Origin of the sequence: Gordonia sp. 852002-50395_SCH5434458 (assembly GCF_001665905.1) — a bacterium.
GTDB classification, from domain to species: domain Bacteria; phylum Actinomycetota; class Actinomycetes; order Mycobacteriales; family Mycobacteriaceae; genus Gordonia; species Gordonia jacobaea.
In genome coordinates, this window is record NZ_LZTC01000075.1 from 108309 (window position 1) to 120041 (window position 11733).

An 11733-nucleotide genomic window follows, 5' to 3' on the forward strand; every position below is an offset into this window, starting at 1 on the left:
GATTCCGCATCGACGCAACGTTTCGATCACGAGTGGTAGGCATGAGAGGGGACCCGACGCGGAAGGACCAGCGACATGGCCATTGCCACCACCAACCCGGCGACCGGAGAGATCGTCCGGGAGTTCGATTCCCTGACAGAAGACCAAGTCGACGAGGCGCTCGACCGAGCGGTCAGTGGATTCGCGAGCTATCGCACCACCTCGTTCGAGCAGCGCGCGACCTGGCTGCGCGCCACCGCCGACCTACTCGAAGCCGAAGCCGACGGCGTCGCAGCCATGATGACCGAGGAGATGGGCAAGACCCTCGCCTCGGCCAAGGCAGAAACACTGAAGTGCGCGAAGGGCTTTCGCTACTACGCCGACCACGGCGCCGCCATGCTCGCCGACGAGCAGGCCGACGCCAAAGCTGTTGGCGCCAGTCGTGCATATATGCGGTACCAACCACTCGGCGTCGTACTGGCGATCATGCCGTGGAACTTCCCCCTCTGGCAGGCGGTGCGTTTCGCTGCGCCCGCGCTGATGGCAGGCAACGTCGGCATCCTCAAGCACGCCTCCAATGTTCCGCAATCGGCCCTGTATCTCGAAGACGTCCTGCATCGGGCCGGTTTTCCGGAGGGCTGCTTCCAGACGCTCCTGATCGGTTCGGGAATGATCGAGTCGATCCTGCGCGATCCGCGGGTCGCCGCGGCGACTTTGACCGGAAGCGAACCCGCGGGTCGGTCGGTGGCCGCGATCGCGGGTGACGAGGTCAAGCACACCGTGCTCGAACTCGGAGGGAGCGATCCCTTCATCGTCATGCCCAGCGCCGACATCGCGGCGGCCGCGAAGACCGCCGTTACGGCACGAGTGCAGAACAACGGCCAGTCCTGTATCGCCGCAAAGCGATTCATCATCCACGCCGACGTATACGACCAGTTCGTCGACGCTTTCACCGAGGGATTCCGCGGCCTCGTCATCGGAGATCCCACCGACGAAGCCACCGACGTCGGACCGCTCGCCACCGAACAGGGGCGCACCGATCTCGAAGAACTCGTCGACGACGCGGTGGGCAAAGGCGCGAAGGTACTCATCGGAGGCAGCCGAGTCGAGCGGCCCGGATGGTTCTACGAACCGACGATCCTCGCCGACATCACCGACGAGATGGAGATCTACTCCGCCGAAGCATTCGGTCCGGTGGCAGCGCTGTACCGCGTCGAGAACATCGACGAGGCGATTGCGATCGCCAACGACACCACCTTCGGCCTCGGCGGAAACGCATGGACCACCGACGAGGCCGAACAGGATCAGTTCATCGACCGGATCGAATCGGGCCAGGTGTTCATCAACGGCATGACCACCTCGTATCCCGAACTGGGATTCGGCGGGATCAAGCGATCAGGCAACGGCCGCGAACTGACGTCCCACGGCATGCACGAGTTCTGCAACATCAAGACGGTGTGGATCGCCTGATCGGCCGGCTTGATCGTCGGGCGTTCAGGTGACGGTCACACGCCCGCACCGGTCGCGCCCGCCTCGGCCTGTGCGGCTGTGAAGCCGTCGTACTCGAGCTGTTCGACAAGCCCGGAGTGGCTGAATGCACTGATCTCGAGATACGACTTACCCTTTCGTACCGCTTGTGCGGTCCAGTCGGCCCCGCAGTTGTCGGCCGCGTAAGTTGCGTCGGAATTCGAGAATCCCTCGTACTCGAGTTGCTCGATCAATTCGGTGTAGCTGAAGCCTGAGATCTCGAGATATGAGTGGGCCTTCGAGAGAGCGTTGCGCTGCCCCGACGACGACCCAGTGGACCCGGTCTCGTCGGCCGGCGCGTCGACAGTTGCTGGCTCGGTGGCTGTCGGTTCGGTGACATCGGCATCTGTGACGGCAGTCGCCGTATCGTCCGTGGTCATCTCGGTCTCTGTGGCCTCGGGCGCCGCGGTCGCGGTAACCGTCGTGGTCGTCGGTGTCACCGTCGCGATCTCGGTGACGGTGGCGGTGCTTGCCGAAGCAACCTTGCCTTCCTTGCACCCTCCGACACCGAGAACGATGACGACGGCAGCAAGGGGCACTGCGATACAAGCGGTAGATCTGGTCGAGCGTGTCATGACTGGTCCTTCGTCAAGATGAAACTTTCGCCGCGGCTGCAACGTGCGACACGATGCAGCAGGAGCCGCATGTGCGAATCATCATGACGTCGACCACCGACAAGCGAGACTGTGCTCGGCTCAGACGTAGGCCGATCGGCAGACGGCGTCGCTCTCGTGAAAGGCGACTTCAGGCCGCGATCTGCGGAGTCGTAGGCTTGATGTGTGGTTGATTTTGCATATGTCATCGCCGGTTCGGAAGCGACTGGCGGCGCCGGGATTCAAGTCGATCTGAAGACCTTCCAGGAGTTGGGTGTCTACGGAGTCGGCACCATCACCTGCATCGTCTCGTTCGATCCGAAGAACGGGTGGGCGCACCGGTTCGTACCCGTCGAACCGGACGTCATCGCCGACCAGATCGAAGCGGCAACCGCCACCCATGATCTCGACGTCGTGAAGGTGGGCATGCTCGGCACGCCCGCGACCATCGACGTCGTCGCCGACGCGCTCGCCGCCCGAGACTGGCGTCACGTCGTCGTCGATCCCGTCCTCATCTGCAAGGGCCAAGAGCCGGGCGCTGCACTCGACACCGATACCGCGTTGCGCGAGAAGATCATTCCGCTCGCGACGGTGGTCACCCCGAATCTCTTCGAGGCGCAGATCCTGTCCGGCATGGACGAGATCACCAGCGTCGAGGATCTCGCTGAGGCCGCGCGTCGAATCGCCGATCTCGGTCCGAAGTACGTCATCGCGAAGGGCGGCGTCGAACTTCCCGGCGACGACGCCGTCGACGTGCTGTTCGACGGCACGGACGTGACCGTGCTGGCCGCGCCGAAAGTCGGGTCAGAGCGAGTCTCCGGGGCCGGATGCACGCTCGCCGCCGCCATCACGGCCGAGTTGGCGAAGGGCGCCGAGATCGGTGAGGCTGTCGCATTCGCCAAGGAATTCACCACGGCAGGCATCAACGGCCGCGTGTCGGGGCACACCCCGTTCGACACGGTGTGGCAGGGCGCTTTCGTGGACGCGCTCGAGGGCTGACCCGCACGCCGTCAACGTGAGCCCAGAGCGATCGAACCCGGCGTCAAGGGTTGCGCCCAGCGAACGCGAATGGCCATGGTTGGGACGTCGTCGACGTTGCAGAAGGAGTCACATCCGCGACGACTCAGGGAGCACCGAATGACCGGAGCACTGTCCACCTCGACGACACCAGCCGACGGCGACTTCGCCGACGAATGGCAGCAGTGGCACACCATTCGCGAGCGTGACCTCGCCGCTCCCCTTGGATGGCTGTCGATCAACCGCCTCGAATGGCTCGACACGGAACCGTCGCGTTTCGAGGGGCTGCCGGGAACCTGGTGGTTCGACGGCCCGACCGCCCACCTTCGACCAGGCGACGGCGAGTCCTTCGACACCCGCGATTTCGACCTCGAACCGACCGGCCCGGGTGAGGTCGTGGACATCGACGACGTGCACATCGAGGTCGCACGCCGCGGCGACGGCTACCTGATCCGCGTGCACGACGAGAACGCGCCCACGGTGCGCAATTTTCGTGGCGTTCCGGCATATGACGCCGATCCCGCGTGGGTCGTCGAAGCGCGGTTCGAGCCGTACGAACAGCCTCGGCCGGTGACCGTCGGCGCCGTCGCGGAGGGCTTGGCCCACGTGTACGTCTCCCCCGGTGACCTGGTCTTTGACCACGACGGGCAGCAGCGTCGACTCATTGCCTTCAACGGCAAGCAGGGCGGGCTGAGCGTGCTGTTCACAGATGCCACCTCGGGAATCACGACGTATGCGGCGAATCGAAGCCTGGCCGTCGACGCCGCCGACGAAGTTTTGCGCAACGGCGGACGTGTGGTGCTCGACTTCAATCGCGCGACCAATCTGCCGTGCGCGTTCATCGACTTCGCCACGTGCCCGCTGCCGCCCGCGGGCAATCAGCTCGATGTCGAGGTCACCGCTGGCGAGAAGACGCCGTACGAGCGCTCAGCTCAGTAGAGCCACGGTCGGTACGCGTCGTCGCCGAACTCCTCGTCCGGAATGTCGTCGAGGCCCGCCATCACCTGCTTGGCGAGCTTCGCGGTGCTCGGCACCCTGGTGGGGTCCCACGTCTCGGGCTTCCAGAGTTCGGACCGCATGAATGCCTTGGAGCAGTGGAAGAACACCTCCTCGACGTCGACCTCGACGGCGAGGATGGGTCGCTTGCCGCGGACCGCGAGCTGGTCGAAGTACGGACCATCGTCGACGATGCGTGCCGATCCGTTGACCCGCAACGTGTCGCCACGCCCCGGGATCACCGCGATCGCGCCGACGTGCGGATTGGTGAGGATGTTCTCGTAACCGTCCACGCGTCGATTACCCGGGCGCTCGGGGATCGCGATGGTGTGTTCGTCGATGACGTGAACCACCTTGCCCGCGGGATCGCCCTTGGGTGATACATCCACGCGGCCCGACGCGTCCGATGTGGCCAGGAAGATCATCGGTGTCGCGGCGAGCCATTCGACGTGCGCCGACAGCAACTGCGGCATGGCTTTGTTCGCGATGATCTCTGCCGGATGCCCGACGATCTCCCGCAACTGTGCCTGCGTGGTGACCTGCATACCCTCCATGATGCCCAGCCAGCACGATATGAGGTCAACCGGCTGCGGCGGTCGGCAGTTCGAGATCCAGTTGAAAGCCGGCGGCCGTGCGTTGCGCCCGAATGGTGCCACCGTGCGCTTCGACGATGCCTCGCACAATCGCGAGGCCCAGACCGGCCCCGGTCGTCGCGGAGTCATCGCGGTCAGACGTGCGCGCGGTGTCCGCGCGCCAGCCGACGTCGAAGATCGAACCGAGGTCTTCCGACGACACTCCCTCGCCCTGATCGACGACGCTGAGCACCAGCGTCGCCTCGTCTCCGACTGCACGGACGGTGATCGCGCTGTCATCCGGCGCATGCCGTACGGCGTTGCTCAGCAGGTTGCCGATCGCGCGCGTGATCTCGCGGGGATCCGCCCAGACGACGTGACCGTCAATTCCATCGTCGACGATGCGTATACCTCGACCGGTCGCGATGGCCCGAACGTCCGCGACGGCGTCGCTGACAAGATCGCGTAGGACGACGGGCTCGCAGCACAGCTCCAATGAACCGGTCTGAAGCTTGGACAGCTGGAACAGGTCGTCGACCATTTTGTTGATTGTGTCGACCTTCGTGCGAATCGTTGCGATGTAGAGTCCCGGCTCGGCTGCCGTGCCATCCTCGAGTGCCTCCGCCATCGCCCTCATCCCGGCGAGAGGTGTTCGCAGATCATGCGAGATCCAGGCGAAGAACTGCCGTCGCGCGGCATCCAGTTCGGCAATCTGTGCGCGGGCATCCGCCAGGCGGCGCGATGTCTCGGCCAATTCCGCTGACACCTCGTCGAATTCGCGCCAGCCGGTGAGCGACGCGGCAACCACATCACCGTCGCCGACCCGGCGAGCATCGGCGACAAGCGCCTCCACCGGTGATCGAATGGCGCGCCCCGTCACCGCCCAGCCGGCGATCATGCTCATCAACGCCGAGATTCCAATGACATAACCGAGCACGACGACGTCGTGCCCGGACAGGTACATCTCCGCGGCAACCGCCAAGGTGGAGAACACGATCGATAACAACGATCCAGCGAGAACGACAGCGCATCGCACGGCAATACCGCTGTGCGGCGTCAGCCTGAGGACCAGCACCGTAAGGACGGTCACCACCGCGGTCGCCGCGAACGTGGTGCCCGCGATCAGCAGGACTTCGTACGGGCCCAACATCATTCGCCCCGTGCGGTGAATCGGTATCCGGCGCCCCACTCGGTGTGCAGAAAGCGCGGAAAGCGCGGCTCGGGTTCGATCTTCTCGCGCAACCGTCGCACGTGAACTGTCACCGTCGATGCGTCGCCAAAGGCCCACTGCCACACTTCGCGCAGGATCTCCTCCCGGCTGACAACCCGATCCGGGTTGCGCACCAGATAGAGCAGGAGTTCGTACTCGCGGGCCGTCAACGCGATCTCCTTACCGTCGACCCACACTCTGCGATGAGCGGGATCGACGCGGAACGGCCCCGCCGTAAATGTCAACGGCGCACTGGTGTTGGCGCTACGGCGCAACAACGAGTTCACTCGAAGCTGCAACTCCCGCAACGCGAACGGCTTCCCGAGATAATCGTCGGCGCCTCGCTCGAGTCCGGCTATTCGATGGTCGGGTCCATCGAGCGCCGTCAACATGATGATCGGTACCTCAGACACTGCGCGCACTCGACGACACAATTCGTCGCCGTCGATCAGTGGGATCATGCGATCCAGAATCAGCAGATCGGGCATCTCCGCGCTGAGCGCAATCCATGCGTTCTCTCCATCGGCGTGCATCGCGACGTCGCACCCCGCAGCACGAAGGTGATCGGCGACGACGGTTCGCACCGCCGGGTCGTCTTCGACGACCATCACTCGTGCCCCTTGCTGCATCAGTCGAGCGTAACCGCGAAATGGCGTGTCCCCCAGCTCGAATTATTACGGTGCTGAAATCATTACCGCGCTGAAATGTGGGCTTACGACGCTGAAATGATCGCCGATCGCACCCTCTGCGATTGCTGTAATTCCTGTCGTGCCGAGTCGGTACATCCACCACGTCAGGAGAAACACATGAGGATCAAGACCTTCGTCGCCAGCGCCTTCGCAGCCTTCGTCGTCGTCGGCGCCATCGCTGGATGCAGCGATCAGAGCACATCTGCGACGACGACCTCGGCGGCCCCGATGTCCGCATCGGCCGAGATGTCGATGGCCCCCATGAGCTCGACGGCGGTAGCACACGGAGCGTTCGCGGGACTCAACGACAAAAAGGTGTCGGGCACAGCGACTCTCACGGCGGGAAAGGTGGAATTGTCAGGCTTCTCGTCCGACGAGGGTCCCGATCTCCATCTCTACCTGGCCAAGGGCACCTCGGAATCAGACGTCAGCAACGGAGTCGCACTCGGTAAAGTCGCCTACGACAAGGCTTCTCAGTCCTTCGAGGTGCCCACCGGCGTCGACGCTGCCGCCTACTCGGACGTAGTTGTGCACTGCGACAAGGCAAAAGCCGTATTCGGTGCCGCAGAGCTGATGAAGTGACGACAACGGATTCACGCGTCGCGCGCAGTGCGAGGGTGGCAACAGTTGTCGCCGCCACCCTCGCACGCGTGGCACTCGGCGCGCTCTGGCTGCACGAAGGGATCGTCAAGTATCACGCCGGTTTCGGGCGGGCCGACATTCTTCTCGTCGTGCAGAGTGCAGCAAGCAACGAGCGAGTACCCGGCTTCTACCGCGCGTTCACCCGCGACGTCGTCGGACATGTCCCGACCGCCTTCGGCGTTGGCGTCCCGCTGCTCGAAGTGTCACTGGGGATTGCGCTGATCCTCGGAATCGCCACATTGCCTGTGGCGCTGCTGTCAGCATTTCAGCTCTGCAACTACTGGTCGGCGGATCAGCTCATCACCCAATACCCGATCATGCTCGCGCTCTCGGTGGCCGTCGCGGCGTTCGCGTCGACGGCGTCACGAGTAAACCTGCGCACCTCGCTCGCGGCCGTCCACCAGTTGAAAAAGTCGCCGCTAGCGATAGGTCACCACGAGCGGCGCGTGGTCTGACAATCGCTGCGCCGGCGATGGTTCTTTGTCCACTGTCACCGACACCGCGCGGCGAGCCAGACCTGGCGTGGCGAGCTGATGGTCGACGCGCCAGCCGACGTCCTTGGCGAACGACTCCCCCGCCCAGCTCCACCAGGTCAGCGGTCCGGGTCGATCACCATGGACACGCCGGACCACGTCGACGAGTCGACGCGAACCCAAAACCGAATCGAACCAGGCGCGGTCCTCGGGCAGGAAGCCGTCCATCGACCGGGCAGCGCGCCAGTTGGTCACGTCGTGTTCGGTATGGGCGATGTTGAGATCCCCGACGAGCAGAAACTCCCGACCGTCACGTTGGGCCGACAGGCGATTTCGGTTCAGCTCACGAGCGAATGCACTCAGGAATCGTTGCTTTCGGTCGTACTTCGCCCCACCGTCGGGGGCGTCGCGCATGGCTCCTGTTCGTTGACGATGCGCGGGCAGGCCGCCTTTCGGTAGGTAGAGGCATCCGACGGTGACCGGTCGGTCGGCGAGGTCGACTTCGATGTACCTTCCGTGCGTGGCGAATTCGTTGAGGCCGCGTGCTTTCGGCGGATCGGTCAGCCAGGTCCGCACTGCGGTCGGTGGTGTCTTGGTCAGAATTGCCACACCGTTGCGTCCGGCGATCGATCCGACGTCGAGCGCGACCGAGTAGCCGGGAAAAATGCCGACTTCCGTTGCCGGGGAGCGCAGTTCCTGAAGCGCCACGACGTCGGGGTTTCGTTCTGCCAACCACGCGTCGAATCCTCGACGTCGCGCTGCTCGAATCCCGTTGACGTTGAACGACACAACCGTGAATGGGTCGGGCCGGTCGTCGGACGTGCGCCCAGCGTCGTTCATCGCGTGTGGGTGCCGACGTTGATCACGCGACCGTCGGATGCCCGGTAGAAGAATCGTGTGACGCCCCACGGTTCGTCGGTCAGCGGGTGCACGATCTCCACTCCCGCGGCATGCGCCTCGGCGAGCGCTTCTCGGACGTCGTCGACGAAGATCGAGACGTCGGGGTTGACCGGCGCGGACGCGTCGGAGGTCATGACGCTGAGCTGATGCCCGTCGTCATCTCCCAGAGTGACGATCCACCCGTGATCCATGAGGACGTGCAAGCCGAGGATCGCAGAATGCTCAGCAACGGCCTGGTGGAGATCCGAGACGGTGAGGTTGGGAACCACTCGATCAACATGCATACTCCCACTCTCTCACCGACCGCCCGGCCCGACGGGCAGGGCTGCCGTCAGCGGCGGTCGTAGGTGAGCACCCGTACGCCGCCGGGCAGATGCGTCTCGTTGGCCGGGGTGAACAGGGTCGGCGCGAATGGCCCGTTGAACAGGGGCACGCCACTGCCGATGATCGACGGATTCACTTTGAGCACCAGCCTGTCGATCTCGGGAAGTAGGGCATGTGCCAGCGTTCCGCCGCCGACCAGCCAAATGTCGAGTCCCTCTTCGCGTTTGAGTTCGCGCACTGTCTCGGCGGGTTCGTCGCGCACGATCTCCACGGCACCAGAGTTGTTCTCGGGAAGCGTCGTGGAGAACACAAGGTGGCGAAGATGCGGATACGCGTCGTCGATACCCGCGGCAAGGCCGAGTTCGTACGATCCACGACCCTCGACGACCGTGTCGAAAACTGTTCCCGCACCGTCGATTCCGAGTGCCTTGCGCGCTGGTGCCGGTAGCGTCTCGGGATAGTTCTCGACGATGAACTGCACAACGTCGTCGGTGATCGGGAAGAAGTCGGCCCCGGATGGGTCACCACCGTCTGGTCCTGCGATGAATCCGTCGAGCGTCGTTGCCACGTAGTAGACGAGTCTGCGCATCGGTCGATTCTCCCATAACGGACATGAGTCGACGGGGCCCGCGCACGCGCGCGCGTCGCGGCGAGCGTGCGGTTCGCTCACACGTTGACGTCGAAACCCAAGTCCACATCGCAGGCGGCCTGCCCGCCTCGAATACCCCAGTTTGCGGTCTCGATATCGCGAACGATGACCGTGATGTGGTCGGCCGGGATGCCGAGCACGCCCAGTCGTCGTGAAACCTCTCGGTAGAGAGCACGTTTGGCGTCGACGCTCCGGCCGGCAAAGCAGTCGACGACGACGAGCGTGTACGCCTCCGGAGACGACAGGGTCGGCGGTACCGCGAAGCGATGAGGCTCGTGCACAACAAGTCTCACGTGTTTGTCTTCGACGGGGATCGCGAACGCTGCGACCAAGGAGTCGTGGACCGCGTCCAGAATCGCCGCCTCGGTCTCGGGGGCGTACGTCCGACGAACTTCGACCTGGGTGCTCGGCATCAAGAAACAATACCGTCTGCACACCACGGCCGGACTCGGCGAGCATGTCGCAACGATGTGAGTGCGACGATATAGCAATGACCGCATCACTCGTCGCCAAAGACATCGCCGGCGGCTACGCCCATCGTGTGCTGTTCGATCACCTCGATCTGACAGTCGCGCCGGGCGACGTTGTCGGAGTCGTTGGCGCCAACGGAGCGGGCAAGTCGACGTTGCTGGCGGTCCTGGCCGGCAGCCTCGCCCCACTCGAGGGCACGGTCACGCGCGCGCCGGCCGACGCCTTCGTCGGTTGGCTGCCGCAGGAGCACGAGCGCGTGCCGGGTGAGACTGTCGCCCAGTACGTCGCTCGACGAACAGGATGCGCCGCGGCGAGCGAGGCCATGGAACTAGCAGCGGCAGCATTGGCTGACGATGCGCCGGCGTCTGGCGCAGAGGATCCGGCCGATGTGTATTCGGCGGCACTCGACCACTGGCTGGCGACCGGCGCCGCCGATCTCGACGAGCGACTGCCTGCCGTACTCGCCGACGTCGGCCTACGAACCGGCAACACTCCTCCCGAAGACGCGCTCATGACCGGACTGTCGGGAGGCCAGGCCGCTCGCGTGGGGTTGGCCGCGCTGCTGTGTTCACGTTTCGACGTCGTGCTCCTCGACGAACCCACGAACGACCTCGATCTCGATGGCCTCGCACGACTCGAAGAAGTCGTCAGCGGCATGCGCGGTGGCGTAGTGCTGGTGAGTCACGACCGAGAGTTCATGGCGCGCTGCGTGACTCGCGTGATCGAACTCGACCTCGCCCAGCACACCAACACGGTCTACAACGGCGGCTACGAGAGCTTCCTGGAGGAGCGCGAGGTCGCGCGGCGCCACCGCCGCGAGGAGTACGAGGAGTTCGCCGAGAAGAAGGCCGACCTCGTGGCGCGGGCGCGCACTCAACGTGAATGGTCGAGTCAGGGTGTGCGCAACGCCATGCGTAAGGCTCCCGACAACGACAAGATTCGACGCCGCGCAGCCAGCGAGTCCAGCGAGAAGCAGGCGCAGAAGGTACGGCAGATGGAGAGTCGCATCGCTCGACTCGACGAGGTCGCCGAGCCCCGCAAAGAGTGGGTGCTGGAATTCACCATCGGGTCAGCGCCGCGATCGAGCTCGGTCGTCGCCACCGCTGCCAACGCCGTTGTGCGACAGGGAGACTTCACCCTCGGGCCGGTGTCGCTCCAGGTCAACGCCGGCGAGCGGATCGGCATCACCGGACCCAACGGAGCCGGAAAGTCGACACTCCTGCGTCTCCTCACCGGGTCCGTGGCGCCCGACGAGGGCACGGCAAGTCTCGGCGCAAGTGTGGCGATCGGCCAAATCGACCAGGCGCGTGGACAATTCACCGGTCCACAACCGCTGGCCGATCGGTTCGAGCAACTCGTCCCCGACTACTCGACCGAACAAGTGCGAACACTACTGGCCAAGTTCGGCCTCCGCGCCGACCATGTCGACCGCGCCGTCGGCGACCTGTCACCAGGCGAGCGCACCCGCGCGGCATTGGCACTGCTTCAGGCGCGCGGAGTCAACGTACTCGTGCTCGACGAGCCGACCAACCATCTCGACCTGCCCGCAATCGAACAACTCGAAGCGGCACTCGAGTCGTTCGACGGCGCGCTGCTCCTGGTCACCCACGACCGTCGGATGCTCGAGAAGGTGCGCATCGACACCCGATGGCACGTGGACGGCGGGCACGTGACTGTCGATTGACCCGGGC

At 64.6% G+C, this 11733-nt stretch carries 14 protein-coding genes; 6 read left to right on the plus strand and 8 right to left on the minus strand.

Annotated features, from left to right (window positions below; genetic code table 11):
- Window positions 1-75 precede the first annotated feature (75 nt).
- Entirely contained in the window at window positions 76-1449 is a 1374-nt protein-coding gene (locus A5785_RS16785; RefSeq protein ID WP_064867717.1) for an NADP-dependent succinic semialdehyde dehydrogenase, read from the plus strand.
- Window positions 1450-1484: 35 nt separating this feature from the next.
- Here A5785_RS16785 and A5785_RS16790 read toward each other — a convergent pair whose 3' ends face one another.
- Window positions 1485-2081, minus strand: a complete 597-nt coding sequence (locus A5785_RS16790) for an Ltp family lipoprotein (protein ID WP_064867719.1) — start codon at window positions 2079-2081, stop codon at window positions 1485-1487.
- Between the two features lie 204 nt (window positions 2082-2285).
- Here A5785_RS16790 and thiD point away from each other — a divergent pair, with 204 nt between their 5' ends.
- Both thiD and A5785_RS16800 read left to right on the plus strand, forming a co-directional pair.
- A complete protein-coding gene (gene thiD, locus A5785_RS16795; RefSeq protein WP_064867721.1) occupies window positions 2286-3098 on the plus strand; it encodes a bifunctional hydroxymethylpyrimidine kinase/phosphomethylpyrimidine kinase in 813 nt (270 codons plus the stop codon).
- 138 nt (window positions 3099-3236) lie between these two features.
- Complete coding sequence (locus tag A5785_RS16800; RefSeq protein ID WP_064867877.1) at window positions 3237-4055, plus strand: DUF1684 domain-containing protein; 819 nt, start codon at window positions 3237-3239, stop codon at window positions 4053-4055.
- Here the strand turns inward: A5785_RS16800 and A5785_RS16805 are convergent.
- From A5785_RS16805 to A5785_RS16815, 3 genes are read right to left on the minus strand one after another with little or no spacing between them, the layout of a single operon-like run.
- A complete protein-coding gene (locus A5785_RS16805; RefSeq protein ID WP_064867875.1) occupies window positions 4049-4657 on the minus strand; it encodes an MSMEG_1061 family FMN-dependent PPOX-type flavoprotein in 609 nt (202 codons plus the stop codon). The two genes, A5785_RS16800 and A5785_RS16805, sit on opposite strands and share 7 nt — an antisense overlap.
- Window positions 4658-4691: 34 nt before the next feature.
- Window positions 4692-5834: a sensor histidine kinase gene (locus A5785_RS16810; protein ID WP_064867879.1), complete on the minus strand. Its 1143-nt coding sequence runs from the start codon at window positions 5832-5834 to the stop codon at window positions 4692-4694.
- Window positions 5834-6523 (minus strand): response regulator transcription factor, encoded by a 690-nt coding sequence (locus A5785_RS16815; protein ID WP_064867723.1) that lies wholly within the window; start codon window positions 6521-6523, stop codon window positions 5834-5836. Before A5785_RS16815 ends, A5785_RS16810 begins: the two co-directional genes overlap by 1 nt.
- A 177-nt stretch (window positions 6524-6700) precedes the next feature.
- Here A5785_RS16815 and A5785_RS16820 point away from each other — a divergent pair, with 177 nt between their 5' ends.
- Together A5785_RS16820 and A5785_RS16825 are read left to right on the plus strand one after the other, a co-directional pair.
- The gene (locus A5785_RS16820; RefSeq protein ID WP_064867725.1) at window positions 6701-7165 is read left to right on the plus strand and encodes a DM13 domain-containing protein; all 465 of its coding nucleotides are present in this window, start codon (window positions 6701-6703) and stop codon (window positions 7163-7165) included.
- A gap of 35 nt (window positions 7166-7200) precedes the next feature.
- Window positions 7201-7680: a DoxX family membrane protein gene (locus A5785_RS16825; protein ID WP_082937995.1), complete on the plus strand. Its 480-nt coding sequence runs from the start codon at window positions 7201-7203 to the stop codon at window positions 7678-7680.
- On the opposite strand, the gene A5785_RS16830 is transcribed toward A5785_RS16825, so the two are convergent.
- The 4 genes from A5785_RS16830 to A5785_RS16845 form a co-directional block, all read right to left on the minus strand.
- Window positions 7645-8538, minus strand: coding sequence for an exodeoxyribonuclease III (locus tag A5785_RS16830; RefSeq protein WP_064867729.1), 894 nt, complete (start codon window positions 8536-8538; stop codon window positions 7645-7647). The genes A5785_RS16825 and A5785_RS16830 overlap by 36 nt on opposite strands.
- On the minus strand, window positions 8535-8882 hold the full coding sequence (locus tag A5785_RS16835; RefSeq protein WP_064867731.1) for a VOC family protein: 348 nt from the start codon (window positions 8880-8882) through the stop codon (window positions 8535-8537). Before A5785_RS16835 ends, A5785_RS16830 begins: the two co-directional genes overlap by 4 nt.
- 47 nt (window positions 8883-8929) lie before the next feature.
- On the minus strand, window positions 8930-9511 hold the full coding sequence (locus A5785_RS16840; RefSeq protein ID WP_064867733.1) for a dihydrofolate reductase family protein: 582 nt from the start codon (window positions 9509-9511) through the stop codon (window positions 8930-8932).
- 77 nt (window positions 9512-9588) lie between these two features.
- Window positions 9589-9984 (minus strand): tautomerase family protein, encoded by a 396-nt coding sequence (locus tag A5785_RS16845; RefSeq protein WP_064867735.1) that lies wholly within the window; start codon window positions 9982-9984, stop codon window positions 9589-9591.
- Between the two features lie 77 nt (window positions 9985-10061).
- Between A5785_RS16845 and A5785_RS16850 the strand changes: the two genes are divergently transcribed.
- Window positions 10062-11726 carry an ABC-F family ATP-binding cassette domain-containing protein gene (locus A5785_RS16850; RefSeq protein WP_064867737.1) on the plus strand — a complete coding sequence of 555 codons (1665 nt, stop codon included), beginning with the start codon at window positions 10062-10064 and terminating at the stop codon, window positions 11724-11726.
- Window positions 11727-11733: the final 7 nt, after the last annotated feature.

Excerpts from the sequence above, each read along its gene's own strand:
- A5785_RS16785 (WP_064867717.1), top strand. The coding sequence starts at position 76 with ATGGCCATTGCCACCACCAACCCGGCGACCGGAGAGATCGTCCGGGAG.
- A5785_RS16790 (WP_064867719.1), bottom strand. The coding sequence starts at position 2,081 with ATGACACGCTCGACCAGATCTACCGCTTGTATCGCAGTGCCCCTTGCT.
- A5785_RS16800 (WP_064867877.1), top strand. The coding sequence starts at position 3,237 with ATGACCGGAGCACTGTCCACCTCGACGACACCAGCCGACGGCGACTTC.
- A5785_RS16805 (WP_064867875.1), bottom strand. The coding sequence starts at position 4,657 with ATGCAGGTCACCACGCAGGCACAGTTGCGGGAGATCGTCGGGCATCCG.
- A5785_RS16810 (WP_064867879.1), bottom strand. The coding sequence starts at position 5,834 with ATGTTGGGCCCGTACGAAGTCCTGCTGATCGCGGGCACCACGTTCGCG.
- A5785_RS16815 (WP_064867723.1), bottom strand. The coding sequence starts at position 6,523 with ATGCAGCAAGGGGCACGAGTGATGGTCGTCGAAGACGACCCGGCGGTG.
- A5785_RS16820 (WP_064867725.1), top strand. The coding sequence starts at position 6,701 with ATGAGGATCAAGACCTTCGTCGCCAGCGCCTTCGCAGCCTTCGTCGTC.
- A5785_RS16830 (WP_064867729.1), bottom strand. The coding sequence starts at position 8,538 with ATGAACGACGCTGGGCGCACGTCCGACGACCGGCCCGACCCATTCACG.
- A5785_RS16835 (WP_064867731.1), bottom strand. The coding sequence starts at position 8,882 with ATGCATGTTGATCGAGTGGTTCCCAACCTCACCGTCTCGGATCTCCAC.
- A5785_RS16840 (WP_064867733.1), bottom strand. The coding sequence starts at position 9,511 with ATGCGCAGACTCGTCTACTACGTGGCAACGACGCTCGACGGATTCATC.
- A5785_RS16845 (WP_064867735.1), bottom strand. The coding sequence starts at position 9,984 with ATGCCGAGCACCCAGGTCGAAGTTCGTCGGACGTACGCCCCCGAGACC.
- A5785_RS16850 (WP_064867737.1), top strand. The coding sequence starts at position 10,062 with ATGACCGCATCACTCGTCGCCAAAGACATCGCCGGCGGCTACGCCCAT.